Source organism: Sporosarcina obsidiansis (genome assembly GCF_009651005.1).
Classification (GTDB): Bacteria; Bacillota; Bacilli; order Bacillales_A; family Planococcaceae; genus Sporosarcina; species Sporosarcina obsidiansis.
Map to the genome: position 1 here is coordinate 45,574 of NZ_WHVW01000009.1, position 21,191 is coordinate 66,764.

A 21,191-nucleotide genomic window follows, 5' to 3' on the forward strand; every position below is an offset into this window, starting at 1 on the left:
AATCCTCCTCGAATACTATGAGATAAATAATCTAGAAAATAAATATTCATGTTTCATCGAAGCTAATTCGATGTGTAACGCATTGTTTGAAATATCTTGTACTGTTAAACCCCGAACACTATTTGCCACTTCACTAATACACTCTAGTAACTCATGCAGCACTTGTACACCTGTATTTTGTCCAAATGGTACTGCGCGAACAGCATTTTGGATGAGCCCATTAATCGTAGAATACAAATGCAACATCACGGCCTGATCTCGGTCAAAATTATTTAGTGAGCAGAATATACCGAACACAATGGCATAATGTCCTTTTGCTTTACCACTTTTTATATGTGCTTGCCAATCAGATAACAACGGATACTCGTGTAATGGAAGAATCGTACGCATAAATTGCTTTCCTACATTTATACTTGCTTCACGCGATTCCTTGGCAAGTTTTACAGCACCACAAAGTTCATCTAAAGATAAAAGAGCATTCATATCTCTTTTTTCTGTTTCTTTGTATGCTTCCTGAATGAAAATCGCATCTCCATATGCTAGATTGTGCTTCAGAAATGTTTTACAGAACTCCAATAAATGCTCTTTCGTATGAATTCTGTTTTCTTGGATAAACGTTTCCATACCATAAGAATGTGTATAGTTGCCAATTGGAAATGCAGAGTCATGGATTTGTAATAGATGAAGAAACGTAGAGTTAATGTGAATGTCCACGGTATTTAAATGGTTGCTTGAATCGTTTTTCAGTTGTTTCATACGCAACACCTACTTCTTCTAATAACGGTTCCAATGTATGGTCAGCTCGAACAATAATCTCATTATTTTCAATTAAAGAAGGGGTATGACGATTACCTAACTCAAATGCAGCCTTCCCCATCTCCGTCATATCTTTTGGTTTGATCACAATAACAGATTCCATTTTTGTTCGAATAGCAATAATCTTCTCCTCATCTTCGTACAATACATCGCCGTATTGTAACGGCCCTTCTTGTTCAATACGCAGGGCGATATCAGTCTTACCAGTCGTTTCTGTCCGTAAGATCCGTTTGCTTAAATGCTCCCAATCTAATTCAACCCATTCAATGTTCTTTGTACATTTTTCTTCTTGTCCATTAATATTGTCAATTACCTTTTCAATTAACATTCTGTCCACTCTCCTTTATCATTCCCGTACATTTGTCTTGATTTAGAAAAGAAAGTAGCGTTGCGCCATCGGCAACTCACTTAGCGGCTCACATGTTGCAAGCTCTCCATCTAATTTCACTTCATACGTTTCAGGATTCACATCAATTTCAGGCAACTCATTATTTAATTTCATGTCGTTTTTCGATATATTCCGACAATTCACCACGGTACCAATCATTCTTTTTAAGCCTAATTTTTCAGGAAGTTCTTCCTCTATTGCAATTTTCGGTAAAAATGTCATCGCCACATTTTGCGGACCTTGTCCATGAAAACCGTATGTTCTTCTGCCCATCACTGGCTGCGGCGTTGGAATTGACGCATTTGGATCTCCAGTTTGTGCAAATACAGCGATCCCTGCTTTCATGACAACTTCTGCTTTTACACCAAAAAAGGCTGGATTCCACAGTATAATATCTGCTAATTTTCCCTCTTCCAAAGAACCTACTTCATGTGCGATCCCTTGCGCAATTGCTGGATTAATCGTGTACTTGGCGACGTATCGCTTCACACGAAAATTATCATGTTCTTTACCATCATCTTGCGGTAATGACCCTCGTTGTTTTTTCATTTTGTGAGCGGTTTGCCATGTGCGCATCGCAACTTCCCCAACACGGCCCATCGCTTGTGAGTCGGATGACATAATGCTTAAAATACCTAAATCTTGCATAATATCTTCAGCGGCAATGGTTTCAGGGCGAATCCTTGAATCTGCAAATGCAACATCTTCAGCGACATCTTGCTTTAAATGGTGGCACACCATTAACATATCTAAATGTTCATCTATCGTATTTGTGGTAAAAGGCTTTGTTGGATTTGTCGATGCCGGTAATACGTTAGGAAAACTCGCCATTTTTAATTGGTCAGGTGCATGCCCTCCACCCGCTCCCTCTGTATGGAAGACGTGGATAACGCGCCCATCAATTGCTTCAATAGTTTCTTCTACAAAACCTGCTTCGTTTAATGTATCGGAATGAAGTGCGACCTGAATGTCATACTCATCTGCAATTTGTAAACTTTGATCCAATGCTGACGGAGTAGCCCCCCAGTCCTCGTGAATTTTCAACCCGATTGCGCCCGCTCGTACTTGCTCGATCAGAGGCTCCGGTAATGACGCACTTCCTTTTCCAAATAGACCAATATTCAGAGGGATATCTTCAATTGCTTGGAGCATACGATGCAAATGCCATCTTCCAGGGGTTACGGTCGTTGCAGTCGAACCCGCAGCTGGACCAGTTCCACCTCCGATAAACGTGGTCGTTCCAGCGCTTAGTGCCACTTCTACTTGGTCAGGGCTAATAAAATGAATATGCGTATCAATGGCGCCAGCAGTTGCAATTAATCCTTCACCTGCATACACTTCCGTTCCTACACCAATGATCATTCCTTGGTCTACACCGTCCATCGTGTTCGGATTTCCTGCTTTTCCAATGCCCACAATTCGTCCATCTTTAATGCCAATATCCGCTTTTACAATACCTGTATAATCAATAATCACAGCATTTGTAATTACTGTATCTAACACACCTTCATCCGCTGTTTTTTGACCATTTTGCCCCATCGAAACACGTAAGGATTTTCCTCCACCAAATATCCCTTCATCCCCATACGTGGTATAATCTTTCTCAATTTCAATCCATAAATCTGTATCTGCTAAACGAACTTGGTCGCCAACTGTTGGACCGAACATTTTCCCATATTGTTCATGAGTCAATTTCATTCGTATCTGCTCCTTTAAACTGACCTTCTTTCGCTTTTTCAATAATTTCGTCTTTTTTATGTGTAGAACCTTCAGTTAATTGATTCAAGCCAAAAACATGTTGCTTGCCACCAAACTCCACTAATTCGACTACCTTTTCTTCCCCTGGTTCAAATCGAACAGCGGTTCCAGCTGGAATGTTTAAATGCATCCCCACTGCTTTTTCACGGTCAAATTGCAAGTGCTTATTGACTTCAATGAAATGGAAATGTGAACCTACTTGAATAGGACGATCGCCTGTATTGGCAATACGAATTGAGGTAACAGAACGTCCTACATTGATTTCAATCGTTTTATTTGCAGGTCTAATCTCTCCTGGTATCAAAAGTTGCGGCCTCCTTTTATTGAATGGGTTCATGAACGGTTACTAGTTTCGTGCCATCAGGAAACGTGCACTCTATTTGTACATCCGTAATCATGTCGGCAACGCCTTCCATGACGTCTTCTACCGTTAATAATTGCTTTCCTTCGCTCATTAGTTGCGCGACAGTTTTTCCGTCTCGTGCACCTTCCATTATGTAATGACAGATAAACGCGACGGATTCAGGATAATTTAATTTAACTCCACGTGCTTTCCTTTTTATCGCCAATTCACCGGCAACATGCAATAATAATTTTTCTTGTTCGACTGGAGATAATTTCATAGTTATCACCCCCTTAAAAGTAATTTAGCAAAAAAAGGCTCAACAAAAAAGCAGCTATATAGGCTGTTTTAAAAATATTCAGTTGTATTTGTGGTTCTTTTTTGAGTTGACGTACAAATTGGACGGGTGCCCAATAATAATAGCGCCCAGGAGAAAGTAGGGCTTGTGAAGGTTATAGTAATAGCTTTCTTATTATAGAATATAGGTTACTGGAATACAAGGTTTAGAACTCTGTTTTGCAGAGGAAAGTTATGCATAATCATTGCCAGTATCACCTTTTTACAGCTAGCTCCCTGAATATGTTATTGAATACCATCTATTTATGTAAATTTCTACACTTCTTTGATAATATTGAAACTTTTTATTCATTTGTCCGTATAAGTATTAACGAAAGATAATAGGAGGGCGGGGATGAAAATGGAGTTATTCGGCATAGCGATTCAACAGCTCTATTTGTATATATTGATCATCGCAGGAATTGCCAGCTTGTTGTATGTATTGATTAGTGATATGGCTGAAGGTATCGGTGAACTGAGTCCATTCCTGGATCCTGCAGTCATTCTTGCGTTTGTTACATTTACTTCAGCTACTGCGTATATAGGTGAACTTCTCACCTCACTGACTAGTTGGAGCATACTGATCATGGCGGTAGTTATTGCTATTGTACTGGACTTCTTACTCTATTTCTTTGTATTAGTTCCGCTACGATCGGCTGAAGTATCGCTAGCCTATACCGATGAATCACTTACAGGTCTAGTTGGGCGAGTAATTGTTCCGATACCTGTAGATGGGTTTGGCGAGATTCTTATCGAGACGGTGAATGGGAATTTAGCGAAACGAGCTGTCGGATATGAAAATGAGGCCATTGAGTATGGAAAAGAAGTGCTACTGATCGAGGTGGAAAATGGAACATTTTTTGTAAAAGAGTATGAGCCATTCCGCTTCAAATAATAAAGGGGGAATTTATGATGGGTCTTTGGATTACATTAGGAATAGTTGGATTTGTTTTACTAGCTGTCATTGCAGTGTATGTGATGAAATATCGAACAGTAGGACCAGACGAAGCATTGATTGTAACAGGAAGTTATCTAGGTTCGAAAAATGTTCATACAGATGAATCAGGTAATCGGATAAAAATTATTAGAGGGGGCGGTACATTTGTATTCCCTGTTTTCCAACAAGCAGAACCTCTAAGTTTATTATCAAGCAAACTTGAAGTCACTACGCCTGAAGTATATACCGAACAAGGCGTGCCCGTTATGGCAGACGGCACGGCAATCATTAAAATCGGTGGCTCCATATCCGAAATTGCGACCGCAGCAGAGCAGTTTTTAGGGAAATCAAAAGCAGATCGTGAAAATGAAGCTAAAGAAGTGCTAGAAGGTCATCTTCGTTCCATTTTAGGTTCCATGACCGTAGAAGAAATTTATAAAAATCGTGATAAGTTCTCTCAGGAAGTTCAGCGAGTTGCTTCTCAAGACCTTGCGAAAATGGGGCTTGTCATTGTATCTTTCACCATTAAAGATGTTCGTGATAAAAACGGTTATCTTGATTCACTAGGAAAGCCACGTATTGCACAAGTAAGACGCGATGCAGACATTGCGACCGCTGAAGCCGAGAAAGAAACCCGCATTAAAAACGCGGAAGCCTCAAAAGAAGCACAAAAAGCAGAGTTAGAACGTGCGACAGAAATTGCGGAAGCTGAAAAAGAAAACCAATTAAAAGTTGCCGAGTATCGACGTGAGCAAGATGTCGCAAAAGCACGCGCAGACCAAGCGTATGAATTGCAAACAGCTCGCTCCAAACAAGAAGTAACCGAGCAGGAAATGCAAATTCAAATTATTGAACGTCAAAAACAAATTGAGTTAGAAGAAAAAGAAATACTGCGTCGTGAAAAGCAATACGACTCGGAAGTAAAGAAAAAAGCCGACGCGGATCGCTATGCTATTGAGCAAAATGCAGCGGCTGAAAAATCAAGGCAGCTAGCTGAAGCAGACGCAGAAAAGTATCGGATTGAAGCACGCGCGCAAGCCGATGCTGAAAAAGTTCGTTTAGACGGTTTGGCTAAAGCCGATTCCCAACGCGCTCAAGGTGAATCAGAAGCCGATATCATTCGATTAAAAGGTCTGGCGGAAGCCGAAGCGAAACGAAAAATCGCAGAAGCCTTTGAATTTTACGGTCAAGCAGCTGTGCTCGATATGATTGTCAGAATGCTGCCTGAATACGCTAAGGAAGTCGCAAGCCCGCTCGGCAATATTGATAAAATCACTGTCGTTGATACAGGTAGCGGTGAAGGCGGCGGTGCCAATAAAGTCACTTCCTATGCGACCGATTTAATGTCCACTTTGCAAGAAACATTAAAAGCTTCGTCTGGTATTGATGTCAAAGAAATGCTTGAAAACTATTCAGGTAAGAGCAATATCCGTCCGAGTATTGAAGAGTTAACGAATGAAGTAAGACGTTCTAAGCCAGATCCTATTGCAGCCGTAACAAAAGCGGTAGTTCAGGATACGGAAGAATAAATAGAGAGATCCGGAGTGTACACAGCGGCACTCCGGATCTTCTATTTCTCTATTGTTGTGTTACACTTCAATTTCTGTCATAATTTTTCCGTATTTGAAACTTCAGTAATTTCCCTTGCAAGCTCCGCGGTAATTCTTCGACAAAATCGACATGATGCGGAATTTTATACTTTGCTAATTTCCCATTACAAAAATCAATAATCTCTTCTTTCTCGGCTTGTTCACCCTTGCGCAGCACGATAGCTGCCAATGGAACTTCTCCCCACTTCTGATCTGGAATCCCGATCACCGCTACATCTTCCACTTTAGGATGTTCGTGTAGGACACCTTCAATCTCAGCAGGATAGACATTGATCGCACCTGATAAAATCATATCTTGTTTTCGATCTACGATATAGTAATATCCCTCTTCGTCTTGAACTCCTACATCACCTAAACTGAGCCATTCACCTGTAAATGATGTATTGTTTGCTTCTGGTCTTCGATAGTATTCATCGCATAACGTAATTCCTTTGACAAAAAACTCTCCTGCTTCACTACCTTGCACAGGTACACCATCATCATTACGTAATTCAATTTCCATCCCCAGCATTGGCACGCCAACCGACCGGTCTTTTTCTTTCTGCATTTCCGGAAATAAATTAGCAGCGCCGCCTAACTCAGTTGCCCCATAAAATTCATTCAATTCAACAGTAGGAAAATATTCAAATACCTTTTCCTTTGTACTCGTATGCAAAGGTGCCCCGACTGAAATTAATGATTTCAATGATGATACATCATATTGATGCAAGATTTCTTCAGGCAATGAAAAGATCGCTTCTAACATGGGTGGCGCTAAAAATGTAGTCGTCGTCTTCTCCTGATCAATTGCTTTCAACACATCAACGGGATGAAATTTCTCCAAAAGATGAACACTGTTTCCGACAAATAAATTAGGGAGCGAAATACTTAAAGCGGCTGCACCGTATAAAGGACCGGCTACTAGCCCTTTTCCAAGCCTGCCTATATTAAATTCAATACTAAATAATAAAGCAACTAAATACATGCTACGATGTGAACGGACTGCTCCTTTAGGATAACCGGTCGTTCCGCCAGTATACATGATAGAAAGTGTATCTACTTCACTAATAGGTGACGAAGGGACAGGTTCTTCTTTGGAGAAACCCGAAATCCAGTTTTCATATTCAAAAAATCCAGCTTGTTCATTTGTTCCTATTGTGATGAACTGTTTTGCTGTTTTATATTTCTCAATGAAAGGGACTACTTCTTTAATCAATCGAGAATCTACTACCAGTACGTCAGACTCAGAGTCATCCAGAACATGCTGAATCTCCCGAACGACAAATCTAGAGTTGACTGGTACATAAACAGCTCCAATTTTCGCGCAAGCAAATATTAATTCAAATAATTGATGGCAATTCATTAGCATGAAAGCCACTTTATCCCCTTTTTTGACTCCGATACTATGCAGCGCATGAGCCAGTTGGTTAATTCTTTCGTTAAAATCCTTATAAGTAAATCGTTGACCGTTATATGATATAGCTTCTCTGTCTTTGTAACGTTTCGCATTTAATTTTATTGGATCACTAAATAACATGTGCTGCATGCGTACCCTCCTCAAATTATCTGCTGGTTGCGTTTACTCTATCACTTACTATTTTTTCTTTCGCTTGGACGTACTGTTTTTCTAATTGTGCAACATACTCTTTTGTCGACTGTACTTTGTTAATCACGCCGATTCCTTGCCCACAGCCCCAAATATCTTTCCAAGCTTTTTGTCCGGCTTCTCCGCCGAAATTCATTTTGGTCGGATCACTCTCCGGCAAGTTATCTGGATCCAGGCCAGAAGCACGAATGGATGGAGCTAAATAATTCCCATGCACGCCCGTGAAATAATTACTGTAGACAATATCGTCGGAAGTTGCGTCTACGATCGCTTGCTTATATTCTTCGACTGCTCTCGCTTCTTCGGTTGCAATGAATGGCGACCCAATATAAGCAAAATCGGCGCCCATTGCTTCGGCTGCCAAAACACTTCCTCCGGTTGCAATAGAACCTCCAAGTGCGAGTGGACCATCGAACCATTCACGGATCTCCTGAATGAGAGCAAACGGACTTTTCGGTCCTGCATGCCCTCCAGCGCCTGCTGCGACCGCAATCAAACCATCGGCTCCTTTTTCAATCGCTTTTTTTGCGAAAAAGTTGTTAATTACGTCATGCAGTACGATACCGCCATAACTATGTGCCGCTTCATACACATCTTCCCTTGCACCAAGTGACGTGATGATGATTGGAACCTTATACTTTACACAAATCTCCATATCTTCTTGAAGTCTTTCATTGGACCGATGAACAATTTGGTTAATCGCAAAAGGTGCGGCTGGTTTGTCAGGATTTTTCGTATTATAATCTGCCAATTCTTCTGTAATCTCTGCAAGCCACTCTTCAAATTGAGAAGACGGTCTGGCATTTAGAGATGGCATAGAACCGATAATTCCTGCTTTACACTGTTCAATCACTGTCTTCGGGTTACTAATAATAAACATGGGCGAAGCAATCACCGGAATACTCATACTTTTTTTCAAATCTACTAAATTCATCATGTACACTCTCCTTTTCCGTAAGCGCTTTCAATCTATTTGCCGCATATACCGCCAAGAAAACTAATGTCCTACTACCTTCTTCTTCAGCGTTAATCTGCAATCATGCTTTTCTTTACACACAAATAGAAAACGTAAGCATACTTACAATACATGTATATACATGTATTGTAACTGTTTTCTCTGACTTGTCAATCAATTTATGAATGACCCTTCACTTAATTTATCTTACCATCTAAGTCACAACGTTCAAAACAGTATCACACAACGATAAAATTCCTTATAGTGATGTTCGTCTGGTCTTAGTTTTCATAGTCCTCTATCACCTTATGTAAATTCTCTAATTTCCTTAATAACTCACTATATTCCTCTTTGCCAAAAATACCTTCAATGGTATTTTGAACTTGCGACCAAATAGGCTCCGCTTCGTTTAATTTCTCAAGCCCCGTATCAGTAATTGAAACAACTTTTGTTCTGGAATCGTGTTCAGCCCTCGTGATCTTTACATAAGCGGAATCCTTTAAAATATTTAAATTGCGTGTGACTGTTGTTTGATCAAGCAACATGATTTCTCCCAGCTTACTTATTGAGATATTTGGATAACAAAATATATTGCCTAGCATATAGTACTGTGTAATTTTTAAACCAGTAGGCTTCAAAAGCTTGTTGTATAATTGAGTGAGAGAGCCTGATACTGTCCGGAGGTTCGCACAGGCGCAAACTTGTATAATATGTTCTACTTTATTCTGATCAAGGTTATTATTCATGAAATTTTGCTCCTTCCTTATAAATTCATGTGATCTAGGCGTGATTGCGTTTGGATTTTGAATTGAGCTTTTTATAGCAACACCTTTCAAAATTCAAAACATGCCACGGTGGCTTGGTGGCTTTATATGGACTCAGTAGATGTGGAACACCAACTGAACAATAGTCATACTCACATGGTTCCTACCACGTATGGAGGTAGAATTTTCAGTTCAAATCGTTTATATTTTCAGTTATTCTTGACAAATTATCTATACACTATACTATTGTACATGTATACAGATTTTTTTGAAAGATTGGTTTCTTATAGAATTAAACTCTTTTCATAGTTCAATATATGTATATACATGTATTCGAAGTAGTTTCTGAGAAACAAGTAAAACAGTTTTATGCAAAAGATAAAAATATAGTCTACCATTATTCGAAAAAGTTAAGGAGTGGAGTGTATGATGAATTTGGATTTAGTGAACGGGAAAGATCTTAGTGAAACACTTATTGGTGCATTAGGAATTACTTTTAAAGAGTTAACACCTGATCGCGTTGTATGTGATATGCCAGTTGGACCTAAAACAATTCAACCAATGGGATTGCTACATGGAGGAGCTTCCGTCGCTCTGGCTGAAACAGCTGCTAGTATGGCTGCTGCCCTGAATCTTAACCCTGAAACACATTATCCTGTGGGGCTAGAAATCAATGCAAACCATATAAGAGGAAAAAAAGATGGCATTGTGACTGCAACCGCAACTCCTTTTCATAGAGGTCGTACATCCATGGTATGGGATATCCAAATTACGGACGAGGAAGATAAATTAATCAGTGTTTCACGATGTACGATAGCCGTTGTGAAGAAAAGTAACAAAGATCTCTAGTCTTGATATTTTTCAAACTACGTTTCCACTCTTTATGTAGAAGGCTTACTCCGTGGACTTCTAGGAAATAACAAAGATACCCCCTTGTCACAAATTGTGACAAGGGGGTTTGTATGATTACCCGATAGAACCTTCCATCTCGAATTTAATCAAGCGATTCATCTCTACCGCATATTCCATCGGCAGTTCTTTCGTAAATGGTTCGATAAAGCCCATTACGATCATTTCTGTTGCTTCTTGCTCAGAAATACCGCGGCTCATCAAGTAGAATAGCTGCTCTTCAGATACTTTCGAAACTTTTGCTTCGTGTTCCAATGAAATGTTATCGTTTAGGATTTCATTGTATGGAATCGTATCAGAAGTAGATTGTTTATCCATGATTAACGTATCACACTCAATGTTCGCACGTGCACCGTCTGCTTTGCGTCCGAAGTGAACCACTCCGCGATACGTTACTTTCCCACCATGTTGTGAAATAGACTTGGATACAATCGTAGACGATGTATTCGGAGCCAAGTGCATCATTTTCGCGCCTGCATCTTGGTGCTGTCCTTTACCGGCAAGTGCAATCGATAATGTCATACCGCGTGCGCCTTCACCTTTTAAGATGACAGCTGGATATTTCATCGTCAATTTAGAACCGATATTTCCATCGATCCATTCCATTGTTGCATTCGCTTCACATACCGCACGCTTCGTTACCAAGTTATAGACGTTGTTTGCCCAGTTTTGAATCGTTGTGTAACGGCAGTATGCGTCTTTTTTGATAATGATCTCAACAACCGCACTGTGCAATGAGTTGGTTGTGTAAACAGGTGCTGTACAGCCTTCTACGTAGTGAACGCTTGCGCCTTCGTCTACGATAATGAGTGTACGCTCGAACTGTCCCATGTTTTCCGAGTTGATACGGAAATACGCTTGTAGCGGCGTATCCACTTTTATGCCAGGTGGTACATAGATGAAAGAACCACCCGACCACACAGCAGAGTTCAACGCTGAGAATTTGTTATCAGAGTTTGGAATGACTGTACCCCAATATTGCTTGAATAGTTCTTCGTTTTCACGAAGTGCAGAATCTGTGTCTTTAAAGACGATTCCTAAATCTTCAAGATCTTCTTTCATATTGTGGTAAACCACTTCAGATTCATACTGTGCAGAGACACCTGCCAAGTATTTTTGTTCTGCTTCAGGAATACCTAGTTTGTCAAACGTACGCTTGATCTCTTCAGGTACTTCATCCCAAGAACGTTCTGTTGCTTCAGATGGTTTAACGTAGTATGTGATTTCATCGAAATTCAATGAATTCAAGTCTCCGCCCCATTGCGGCATCGGTTTGCTGTAGAAGATCTCCAAAGACTTCAAACGATAATCGAGCATCCATTGCGGCTCATCCTTCATGTTCGAGATCTCTTCTACTATTTCACGTGTCAGACCACGTTCTGAACGGAATACAGAAACGTCTTTGTCATGGAAACCATATTTATAATCGCCGATTTCCGGCATTTGTTTCGCCATTATTTATTCCTCCGCTCTATAATTGCTCGTACTTTGGCCAAGGTCACTGCGACTCACCGGAAACTCCCTTTTCCATCGCTTTCCAGCTCAATGTTGCACATTTAATGCGGGCAGGGAATTTTGCGACACCCGACAGTGCCTCTAAGTCATCGAGCTCAATCGAATCGTCCAAATCTTTGCCTAACATCATCTCTGAAAAGGTATGCGCCAATTTAGTTGCTTCATCCGTCGTTTTACCTTTGATCATCTGTGTCATCATGGAGGCAGAGGCCATTGAAATCGAACAGCCTTCCCCTTCAAACTTCGCATCTTTGACGATATCGTCTACCACATTCATCGTTAAATGAATAACATCTCCGCATGTCGGATTGTTCATGTCGATCGTGACATTCCCATCCTCCAAAACGCCTTTGTTTTTAGGGTTTTTATAATGATCCATAATTACAGATCGATATAGTTGATCGAGTTTATTAGTAGACATCGTTAAAATACTCCTTTGCTGTGCGAAGTCCTTCCACGAGGCGGTCTACGTCATCTGTAGTGTTATATAAATAAAAGCTAGCGCGTGCTGTCGCAGAACAAGCAAGCCATTTCATCAATGGCTGTGCACAGTGATGACCTGCACGGACAGCAATTCCATTCATATCTAGCACGGTAGCGACATCGTGAGGATGGACATCATGTAAATTAAATGTCACCAAACCTGCACGCTGTCCTGGATCACTTGGTCCATAAATAGCGACACCATCAATTTCGGACATTTTCTCCATTGCATAGCCAGCTAATTCATGTTCATGCTGCTCAATAGCATCCAGTCCTATTTCTTCTAAGAAATCAATTGCCGCACCTAGTCCAATAGCACCAGCAATAATGGGTGTGCCACCTTCAAATTTCCAAGGCAACTCTTTCCAAGTAGATTCGTACAAGCCGACAAAATCAATCATCTCTCCGCCGAATTCCACTGGCTCCATACTATTGAGCAAATCTTTTTTACCGTATAGCACACCGATGCCTGTCGGTCCACACATTTTATGTCCAGAAAACGCTAGGAAATCACAGTCTAGTTTTTGCACATCTATTTTCAAGTGAGGAGCTGCCTGTGCAGCATCGACACACATGACCGCACCATGTTGATGGGCGATTTTCGTGATCTCTTCGATCGGATTCATCGTTCCGAGGACGTTTGAGACATACATAATCGACACGATTTTTGTCCGGTCTGTAATGGTTTGGCGCACTTTATCAAGTGATAGTGTGCCGTCTTCTTCCAAATCAATATATTTCAACACAGCGCCTTTTTCTTTCGCCAATTGCTGCCACGGAATAATATTGGAGTGATGTTCCATATGCGTGATGACAATTTCATCACCTTCCGAAACATTTGCACGTCCATAGCTTTGAGCGACTGTATTCAATGCGGTTGTCGTACCGCGCAAGAAGATAATTTCCTGCGTCGATTTCGCATTGATGAACTTACGGACCTTTTCACGAGCACCTTCGTAGCCATCAGTCGCTCGGTTCCCAAGTGTATGCACACCACGGTGAACGTTGGAATTATCCCAGCGATAATAGCGATCCAATGCTTCGATGACCTGGACAGGCTTTTGCGATGTCGCCGCACTGTCCAAATACACAAGTGGATGTCCATTGATTTCCTGATCTAATATAGGGAAATGATTGCGGATCTCTTTGTTGAGCATTAGCGCACTTTCCTTTCGATAACCTCCGTCAATTGCTTTCTAACTCCTTCGATCGGCAATTTGCTGACCACCGGTGCTAAAAATCCATGAATAATGAGGCGTTCTGCTTCTTCCTTTGAAATACCACGGCTCATAAGATAGAACATTTGCAATGGGTCTACGCGACCTACAGATGCTGCGTGACCTGCTGTTACATCGTCTTCATCGATTAGTAAAATTGGGTTTGCATCACCGCGCCCTCTTTCACTCAGCATCAGAATACGTGATTCTTGAACAGCATTCGAACGAGTTGCCCCTTTTGCAATTCGACCAATTCCATTAAAAATGGCTGAAGCCGATTCTTTCATTACACCATGTTTTAAAATGAATGCATCTGTATCAAGACCCCAATGAACAATTTCAGAAGTAAAATTTTGCTTCTGCTTCCCGCGTCCAACGACCACAGACTTCATGTCACTTGAAGAGCCATTCCCTACTAGATGCGTGATATTTTCAGAAATCGTATCACTATCGTTCATTAATCCAAGAGCCCATTCAATTCTTGCATGAGGTGCTGTAATACCCCGACGATTCACATATGTTGTCAAACCTTCTGCCAATACATCAACCGCACCATAGACTACTTTTGCATTATCCATCGCAAATACTTCAGATACGATATTCGCCTGACCTTCAGCATGCTCCATAGTGGAGAGGTAGTTTTCCACATACGTGACCGAGCTATTCGCTTCTGCCACAATCAATACATGATTGAATAATGACGCTTTTTCATTGTCGTGAATGAATAGCACTTGAAGAGGCTCTTCAATGACAACATTTTTCGGTACATAAACAAATGCGCCACCATTCATCAAAGCCGCATGAAGAGCTGTCAATCTATGCTCATCTACTTTGACACCATCTGTCATTAAATATTTTTGCATTAAGTCGCTATGTTCACGAGTTGCTGTGAAGATATCTGTCAAAATCACACCTTGTGACGTTAGTTCTTCTGATAATGAAGTGAATGCAGGTGTGTTGTTATGTTGTACGTAAATATTTTGCTGTTGTTCATCATCGATCAATGTTTTTGCTTCTGTCGGTAGTTCTTCTAGTGTCGCAAAGATCGAGCTTTCTACTGTATGTGAAGGGAATTGTGTGAAATTCCAATTAGTAATTTTAGTTTTATCTGGTTTCGGCATTGCAAGCACTTCTGCTTTTGCGAGAGCGTTCGCACGAAAATTTGCCATCCAAGCAGCTTCCTCCACGTTTGCGGAATAAGAGCGGACGTCTTGTTCGGTCAATGCCAAAGTTGTTTCAACCGTCATTTTGAGTCGTCCCCTTTCTTATGCTTCCTGTCCAACCGTCTCGTCATCAATACCAAGCTCTTCTTTAACCCAGTCATATCCTTCACTCTCAAGTTTAGCTGCCAATTCAGGACCGCCAGACTTGACGATTTTACCTTGCATGATGATATGAACATGATCTGGTTCAATATAATTCAATAAGCGTTGGTAATGAGTAATCATTAAGCAGCCGAAACCTTCGCCACGCATTTCATTAATCCCTTTTGAAACGACTTTCAATGCATCGATATCTAGACCTGAGTCAATCTCATCTAAAATTGCAAATTTTGGTTTTAACATCATAAGCTGGAGGATTTCATTACGCTTTTTCTCTCCGCCTGAGAAGCCCTCATTTAAATAACGAGTTGCCATATCTTCATCCATTTCTAAGAACTCCATTTTGCTGTCGAGTTCACGAATGAATTTCATTAAGGAGATTTCATCGCCTTCTTCACGACGTGCGTTGACGCCAGAGCGAAGGAAGTCAGCGTTTGTAACGCCTGTAATTTCACTTGGATATTGCATTGCAAGGAATAGACCAGCTTTTGCACGCTCGTCCACTTCCATTTCGAGTACGTCTTCTCCATCGATTGTGATAGATCCAGAAGTTACTTCATATTTCGGATGACCCATAATTGCAGAAGCAAGTGTGGATTTCCCCGTTCCATTGGGACCCATGATTGCATGAATCTCATTTGTATTAATTGTTAAGGTAACGCCCTTTAAGATTTCCTTGCCATCAATTTCGACATGAAGATCTTTAATTTCCAAAGTTGCCATTCTAATACCTCCAGTATGATCGCGTTGAATGGTGATCCATTCTCTATTTAGTATCATTCTAATCTTACCCCATATTCGGACGGGTTGCAAATCTTTAAGAATCATTATAAATTAAGAGTCAATTCCTTGATTTCATGCGGTTGAGAGCAATTTAGTATATAGTTAGTTTTCAATTGACGTAGATCGATTGAGAATCAACAAGAGGATAGTACATAAGAATTAGACAGAAAAAGTCGGCAAACATCGCCGACTTTTTATCTATGGTTATACTTTTTTGGTAAAGCGGTCGACAATCATCGCAAGTGCTCCGTCACCTGTTACATTGGTTGCGGTACCGAAACTATCCTGCGCCATATAGAGTGCTATCATCAGCGCCACCATTGCATCAGAGAAACCGAGCATCGTACTGAGCAAGCCCGTTGCCGCCACTACTGCTCCTCCTGGAACGCCAGGGGCCGCGATCATCGTAACGCCTAGCATGAAAATAAACTGTAGATAACTCCCAAAACTAATATCCATTCCATTCATCAGCATGACTCCAATTGAACAGGAAACAATCGTAATCGTACTTCCTGACAAATGAATTGTAGCAAATAATGGAACCGTAAAGTTGGTCACACGCTCAGAAGCACCGGTCTTCTTTGCCTGTCGAAGCGTAACCGGAATAGTTGCTGCAGATGACTGTGTACCAATGGCTGTCATATAGGCTGGTGCCATTGTTTTCATCAGTACAAACGGATTACGTCTCGATAGCGTACCTGCCACCGTGTACTGCAATGTCAACATGACCAAATGCAGTATAATAATCATTACGAAGACAAATATAAAGACAGATAGTACATTGGCAACTTCTCCAGTATAGGTCATATTCAAGAATATCCCAAAAATATGAAATGGTAATAACGGAATAATAATAACTGAAATGACTTTTTCAATGATGAGATTGAGTTCATCGAAAAAAGACTGCATTGATTTTCCGTTGATAGCCGCCATTCCAATACCGAGCACGAATGCTAGTAAAAGCGCAGACATGACACCCATGATCGGATCCATTTCCATTTCAAAAAATGCTTTTCCTGCAGCACGAGCCCCTTCTGCAATCGACGTATCCGTTGAGCCATGAATGAAATTCGGCAAAATTGTAGTAGCTGTAAAATAAGCTATCAGACCTGCAATAATAGTAGAAGCATACGCAAATGCTGCAGACAGACCAAGCAATTTTCCAGAACCTTTTCCAAGCTTTGCAATACTGGGTGCAATAAATGCAATAATAATTAGCGGTACAATAAAGTTCAAAAATCCACCGAACAGCATATTAAACGTTGCCGCCAGTCGGACAAACCAATGCGCAAACCCTTCATGAATAGCGGGCAGCAGCATGCCGAGCCCTATCGCCAGACCAATGGCGATTAAAATCCGCCAAATGAGTCCTAATTTGAATTTCACAATACGTCCTCCTCAAATACACATATGTCTTACTCAACAAAACTACTTTACCACAAGTTACATCAAGAAAGAAGATGTTGCTATGTATTTGTAATTATCTAAATGATCGAACGCTTGTTTTTGAGGTTGTGGAGGATATGAGCGGATGAGCGACTTTTATGAGCGGTTGCACTTGCTTTTATGATCACTAGGCATATGAAAAGCCGACAGCATCAGTCGCTGTCGGCTTTCTCCCTCTTATTTTACTGGAACAACTGCACCGTTCCACTCTTCAACAATGAAATCTTGAATTTCTTTTGACGTCAATACTTCTACCAATGCTTTAATAGCATCACTGTTTTCATCGCCACTCTTCGTTGCAACAATATTCACATAAGGTGATTCTTTATCTTCTAATGCAATCGCATCTTCCATTGGGTTTAATCCTGCGTCAATCGCAAAGTTTGAGTTAATCAACAACGCCTCGCCTTCATCATTGTTATAAAGCTGAGGCATAAGCGCCGGCTCATAGTTCGGATCAAATTGAAGGTTTTTCGGATTTTCTACGATATCATCTAGCTCTGCTTTTACTTTTTCTACTCCGTCCGCTAGCTTGATTAATCCTTTTTCCTCCAACATTGCAAGGACACGCCCATGATCGGCTACAGAGTTACTGATAAGAATTGTTGCTCCGTCTGGAAGCTCTTCAAGTGTCTTATATTTTTTTGAATACACACCGATCGGCTCAATGTGAATTGCACCGGCATTAACAAAGTCATAGCCAAAATCTGCAATCTGACCTTCTAAGTATGGGATGTGCTGGAAGTAGTTTGCATCCAACGCTCCCTCGTCCAAATCTTTATTAGGCAATACATAATCTGTATAGCTTTCGATTTTCAATTCGTAGCCTTTTTCTTCTAATAATGGCTTCGCTTTTTCCAAGATTACTGCGTGTGGTGTAGGTGAGGCACCGACTGTAATGGTCGTCTTTTCCCCTGCTGGTTCACTTGCATCCCCATCTGTTGCATCGCTTCCTGACTTGTTATCGTCTTTCGTTCCGCATGCAGCTAAAGCTAATACAAGCACTGCAGCGAATAGACCGAATAAAAACTTCTTCATATCCACATTTCTCCCTTTCCATTCTGTTTTTTATATGGTTAACAGGTTCACCCTGATAATCCCTTTATCTCTTATCCAAACGTCTGACAATCAAATCACCAATAAATTGAATGATAAATACAATGACGAGTACTAAGATTGTTGACATCATCGTGACATCGCCCCGACTGCGTTGGAAACCTTCCAAATACGCCAACGTTCCGAGTCCCCCTGCTCCTATCGCCCCTGCCATCGCTGTATAGCCGACCAAAGCAATAGAAGTAACCGTAATCCCTGAAACTAATGCGGGCATTGATTCAGGCAATAGCACTTTGAAGATGATTGTTGAAGTCTTAGCACCCATTGAACGAGCTGCCTCAATCACACCTTTATCGATTTCTTGTAAGGCAATCAATACCATACGTCCGTAAAAAGGAGCTGCACCAATAATTAACGCTGGGAGGGCTGCATTTGGACCGCGTAGTGTGCCAATTAAGAACTTTGTCAGCGGAAACAATAAAATAATTAAAATGATAAATGGAATCGATCTGAAAATATTGACTACTGCTGCGGTGATCACATTTGTGAATTTATTGGCCCATAATTGACCCGGGCTTGTCAGGAATAACAACAGACCCAGTGCAATCCCCAATACAAATGTCAGGACTGTGGAGTACGCTGTCATATAAAGCGTTTCACCCGTTGCTGTCCACATCTTGTCCCAATCAACGTTAGGAAACCACTGTTCAATCATTTGCCAGCACCTCCGTCCTTACTTCATTGGCATGCAAGTAGGAGATCGCTTCGTCAATAATCACTGGATTGCCGATCAACTGTAACACTAAGGTACCGTATGCTCCATCCCGCATTGCTGAAATATTCCCTTGCACGATATTTACGTCTATTTCAAAGTTGCGAATTAATTCTGCGAGAACCGGCTGTTCCGTTCGTTCCCCAATGAATGTCAACTTTACTAATCTTCCATTCGGTGTTTCCTCCTGCAAGTGCGCAATTGCTTCATCCGCATCCGCTGTATCTGTCACTTGAGAAATAAATCGTTTGGTTATCTCTGCCTGCGGTGATTGGAAAACGTTCAGTACATTGCCAACTTCTACGACTTTCCCAGCTTCCATGACTGCTACCCGATGACAGATTTTCCGTATGACATGCATTTCGTGTGTAATTAGTACAATCGTTAGGCCCAGACGTTCATTAATTTCTGTCAATAAATCTAAAATCGCGTTCGTTGTCTCAGGGTCAAGAGCGGAAGTCGCTTCATCACATAACAGGACTTCTGGATCATTTGCAAGCGCACGTGCAATACCGACTCGTTGCTTTTGTCCACCTGACAATTGAGAAGGATATGCTTTTTCACGACCTGATAAACCGACAAGGTCGATTAGTTCCTTCACTTTCCGTTGCCGCTCAGCCTTCTTCACTCCCGCAATTTCTAAAGGAAATGAAATATTTTCTTCCACAGTTCTGGACCAGAGTAAATTGAAGTGCTGGAAAATCATGCTGATTTTCTGCCGAGCATTTCGTAGCCCTGCACCTCTTAGTGTAGTCATCTCCAGATCACTGATCACAATACTTCCTGAAGTCGGCTGTTCTAGACCATTCAATAGCCGAATCAATGTACTCTTTCCTGCACCACTATAGCCGATGACGCCGAAAATTTCTCCTTCTTGGATGGTTAATGTTACATCATCTACCGCTACAATCTCTGAACCATTCAATTTAAACCGCTTTTGAACGTTTGTCAGTTGAATCATTTTCCGCACCACCTTTTCAAGTCCTTACTATCAAAAGCGCAGTCTTCCACTTTTTTATCATACTTCAGTGCCGGTCGAGGCTAGACGGCGCATTCCGCTTTTGGTGTCATCTAGCTCCATGCGCCAGCCTCTCGGGTCGTTTCGGTCTTTCCGAAAGATGCAAAGAACGCATCTTGTCGGTAAGCCCTCCAACGCCTGTCGAGGCTAGACGGCGCATTCCGCTTTTGTTCTCATCCAGCTCCAGATGCCAGCCCCTCGGGTCGTTTCGGTCTTGCCAAAAAGGCAAAAAGCGCCTTTGTGGCAAGACCTCCAACGCCTGTCGGGGCTAGACGGCATCTTCCGCTTTTGTCTATAAAAAAGCCTTCCTGCAGACAAGCAGAAAGGCCGAACGTATAATCGTTATATGTACGTTTCCATTCTCTCATCTGTCAAAGCAATTCGCTTTGAGTGACTTGGCACCATTTCACATATGTGACGGTTGCCGGGCTTCATCGGGCACTTCCCTCCACCACTCTTTATAAGAGTATCGGTATTCAATTGATTGTACTATTTATACCATAATTTCATTCTTTCTGTCAACTCAACCTATCAAGTAGATAAGGGACGGATTGAAAGGCATATATCTTTTCGATCGGTTGACCTGCCCGATGAATGAGTAGGCAAGGAACGCTTTCAATCTCATACTCTACCGCTAGTTGCTCGACGTAATTTAAATCTGCTTTGCCCATCGGTAGGTCTGGACGTAATGCTTCAATCACCAATAGCATTTTGGAAGCCACAGCGCACGTTCCACACATCGGGGTATACAAGTAAAAAGCGGCCAATTGCTCTGCCGCCTGTTCGCGTTGCCAATCTTCAATTGTCCATTTATCCATATGTCCCACCTGCCAAATAGTTGGAATGTACCTTGAAATTGGCCGCAACTAAAATACTAGCCAATACTTTGATCGGAGTAGTGGCGACTTCTCGATACAGCCGATCGGTATATAAGTGCTTTGCTTCTGGATACAACCTTTTGAACAACTTGCGAATAGAATCCCCAGAGGCATCCGCATCCACAAAGATGAAGATTTCCTGTTCTTCATATATCTCCAGTAGCTCTTCAATACGATAGGAACTGATCGTGCCGTTTGTACAAATGATTTCTACCGGCTCCGCTAGCATCGGCAAAAGTCGATTGCGATCAGAGCTACCTTCCACGATGAGTACTTTCGAGTCCACTCAGTTTCCTCCTA

The 21,191-nt window shown here is 41.4% G+C and carries 22 protein-coding genes and 1 riboswitch; of the genes, 3 read left to right on the forward strand and 19 right to left on the reverse strand.

Annotated elements, in window-relative coordinates; translation table 11 throughout:
* Nucleotides 1-15: 15 nt before the first annotated feature.
* From GD002_RS09230 to ureA, 5 genes are read right to left on the reverse strand one after another with little or no spacing between them, the layout of a single operon-like run.
* Nucleotides 16-756 carry an urease accessory protein UreF gene (locus GD002_RS09230; protein WP_228548345.1) on the reverse strand — a complete coding sequence of 247 codons (741 nt, stop codon included), beginning with the start codon at nucleotides 754-756 and terminating at the stop codon, nucleotides 16-18.
* Nucleotides 698-1,144, reverse strand: a complete 447-nt coding sequence (locus tag GD002_RS09235; RefSeq protein ID WP_153732067.1) for an urease accessory protein UreE — start codon at nucleotides 1,142-1,144, stop codon at nucleotides 698-700. Before GD002_RS09235 ends, GD002_RS09230 begins: the two co-directional genes overlap by 59 nt.
* Nucleotides 1,145-1,186: 42 nt before the next feature.
* A complete protein-coding gene (gene ureC, locus GD002_RS09240) occupies nucleotides 1,187-2,902 on the reverse strand; it encodes an urease subunit alpha (RefSeq protein WP_153732068.1) in 1,716 nt (571 codons plus the stop codon).
* Complete coding sequence (gene ureB, locus GD002_RS09245) at nucleotides 2,886-3,266, reverse strand: urease subunit beta (protein ID WP_153732069.1); 381 nt, start codon at nucleotides 3,264-3,266, stop codon at nucleotides 2,886-2,888. Before ureB ends, ureC begins: the two co-directional genes overlap by 17 nt.
* Nucleotides 3,267-3,282: 16 nt before the next feature.
* Nucleotides 3,283-3,585 carry an urease subunit gamma gene (gene ureA / locus GD002_RS09250; protein ID WP_153732070.1) on the reverse strand — a complete coding sequence of 101 codons (303 nt, stop codon included), beginning with the start codon at nucleotides 3,583-3,585 and terminating at the stop codon, nucleotides 3,283-3,285.
* 417 nt (nucleotides 3,586-4,002) lie between these two features.
* Between ureA and GD002_RS09255 the strand changes: the two genes are divergently transcribed.
* A complete protein-coding gene (locus GD002_RS09255) occupies nucleotides 4,003-4,536 on the forward strand; it encodes a hypothetical protein (protein ID WP_153732145.1) in 534 nt (177 codons plus the stop codon).
* 17 nt (nucleotides 4,537-4,553) lie between these two features.
* On the forward strand, nucleotides 4,554-6,107 hold the full coding sequence (locus GD002_RS09260; RefSeq protein ID WP_408020089.1) for a flotillin family protein: 1,554 nt from the start codon (nucleotides 4,554-4,556) through the stop codon (nucleotides 6,105-6,107).
* Between the two features lie 67 nt (nucleotides 6,108-6,174).
* On the opposite strand, the gene GD002_RS09265 is transcribed toward GD002_RS09260, so the two are convergent.
* From GD002_RS09265 to GD002_RS09275, 3 genes are all read right to left on the reverse strand, one after another.
* On the reverse strand, nucleotides 6,175-7,713 hold the full coding sequence (locus GD002_RS09265; protein WP_153732072.1) for a class I adenylate-forming enzyme family protein: 1,539 nt from the start codon (nucleotides 7,711-7,713) through the stop codon (nucleotides 6,175-6,177).
* 16 nt (nucleotides 7,714-7,729) lie between these two features.
* Nucleotides 7,730-8,710: an NAD(P)H-dependent flavin oxidoreductase gene (locus GD002_RS09270; protein WP_153732073.1), complete on the reverse strand. Its 981-nt coding sequence runs from the start codon at nucleotides 8,708-8,710 to the stop codon at nucleotides 7,730-7,732.
* Between the two features lie 299 nt (nucleotides 8,711-9,009).
* Complete coding sequence (locus tag GD002_RS09275; RefSeq protein WP_153732074.1) at nucleotides 9,010-9,474, reverse strand: MarR family winged helix-turn-helix transcriptional regulator; 465 nt, start codon at nucleotides 9,472-9,474, stop codon at nucleotides 9,010-9,012.
* A gap of 444 nt (nucleotides 9,475-9,918) precedes the next feature.
* Between GD002_RS09275 and GD002_RS09280 the strand changes: the two genes are divergently transcribed.
* Nucleotides 9,919-10,341, forward strand: coding sequence for a hotdog fold thioesterase (locus GD002_RS09280; RefSeq protein ID WP_408020090.1), 423 nt, complete (start codon nucleotides 9,919-9,921; stop codon nucleotides 10,339-10,341).
* Nucleotides 10,342-10,458: 117 nt separating this feature from the next.
* On the opposite strand, the gene sufB is transcribed toward GD002_RS09280, so the two are convergent.
* The 11 genes from sufB to GD002_RS09340 all read right to left on the reverse strand — a co-directional run bounded on the left by sufB (nucleotide 10,459) and on the right by GD002_RS09340 (nucleotide 21,177).
* Nucleotides 10,459-11,856 carry a Fe-S cluster assembly protein SufB gene (sufB, locus tag GD002_RS09285; RefSeq protein WP_153732075.1) on the reverse strand — a complete coding sequence of 466 codons (1,398 nt, stop codon included), beginning with the start codon at nucleotides 11,854-11,856 and terminating at the stop codon, nucleotides 10,459-10,461.
* Between the two features lie 43 nt (nucleotides 11,857-11,899).
* Nucleotides 11,900-12,337 carry a Fe-S cluster assembly sulfur transfer protein SufU gene (sufU, locus tag GD002_RS09290; RefSeq protein WP_153732076.1) on the reverse strand — a complete coding sequence of 146 codons (438 nt, stop codon included), beginning with the start codon at nucleotides 12,335-12,337 and terminating at the stop codon, nucleotides 11,900-11,902.
* Nucleotides 12,327-13,556 carry a cysteine desulfurase gene (locus tag GD002_RS09295; protein ID WP_153732077.1) on the reverse strand — a complete coding sequence of 410 codons (1,230 nt, stop codon included), beginning with the start codon at nucleotides 13,554-13,556 and terminating at the stop codon, nucleotides 12,327-12,329. Before GD002_RS09295 ends, sufU begins: the two co-directional genes overlap by 11 nt.
* On the reverse strand, nucleotides 13,556-14,863 hold the full coding sequence (sufD, locus tag GD002_RS09300) for a Fe-S cluster assembly protein SufD (protein ID WP_153732078.1): 1,308 nt from the start codon (nucleotides 14,861-14,863) through the stop codon (nucleotides 13,556-13,558). The genes GD002_RS09295 and sufD overlap by 1 nt, the downstream gene beginning before the upstream one ends.
* 18 nt (nucleotides 14,864-14,881) lie before the next feature.
* A complete protein-coding gene (gene sufC, locus GD002_RS09305) occupies nucleotides 14,882-15,661 on the reverse strand; it encodes a Fe-S cluster assembly ATPase SufC (protein ID WP_153732079.1) in 780 nt (259 codons plus the stop codon).
* 264 nt (nucleotides 15,662-15,925) lie between these two features.
* On the reverse strand, nucleotides 15,926-17,107 hold the full coding sequence (locus tag GD002_RS09310; RefSeq protein WP_153732080.1) for a dicarboxylate/amino acid:cation symporter: 1,182 nt from the start codon (nucleotides 17,105-17,107) through the stop codon (nucleotides 15,926-15,928).
* 237 nt (nucleotides 17,108-17,344) lie between these two features.
* Nucleotides 17,345-18,205: a MetQ/NlpA family ABC transporter substrate-binding protein gene (locus GD002_RS09315; RefSeq protein ID WP_153732081.1), complete on the reverse strand. Its 861-nt coding sequence runs from the start codon at nucleotides 18,203-18,205 to the stop codon at nucleotides 17,345-17,347.
* Nucleotides 18,206-18,269: 64 nt separating this feature from the next.
* Nucleotides 18,270-18,938 (reverse strand): methionine ABC transporter permease, encoded by a 669-nt coding sequence (locus GD002_RS09320; protein WP_153732082.1) that lies wholly within the window; start codon nucleotides 18,936-18,938, stop codon nucleotides 18,270-18,272.
* Nucleotides 18,931-19,956 (reverse strand): methionine ABC transporter ATP-binding protein, encoded by a 1,026-nt coding sequence (locus tag GD002_RS09325; RefSeq protein WP_153732083.1) that lies wholly within the window; start codon nucleotides 19,954-19,956, stop codon nucleotides 18,931-18,933. The genes GD002_RS09320 and GD002_RS09325 overlap by 8 nt, the downstream gene beginning before the upstream one ends.
* Nucleotides 19,957-20,374: 418 nt before the next feature.
* Nucleotides 20,375-20,480: riboswitch (SAM riboswitch) on the reverse strand.
* A gap of 51 nt (nucleotides 20,481-20,531) precedes the next feature.
* On the reverse strand, nucleotides 20,532-20,831 hold the full coding sequence (locus GD002_RS09335; RefSeq protein WP_153732085.1) for a thioredoxin family protein: 300 nt from the start codon (nucleotides 20,829-20,831) through the stop codon (nucleotides 20,532-20,534).
* Nucleotides 20,824-21,177, reverse strand: a complete 354-nt coding sequence (locus tag GD002_RS09340) for a toprim domain-containing protein (RefSeq protein WP_194841539.1) — start codon at nucleotides 21,175-21,177, stop codon at nucleotides 20,824-20,826. Before GD002_RS09340 ends, GD002_RS09335 begins: the two co-directional genes overlap by 8 nt.
* Between the last annotated feature and the right edge of the window lie 14 nt (nucleotides 21,178-21,191).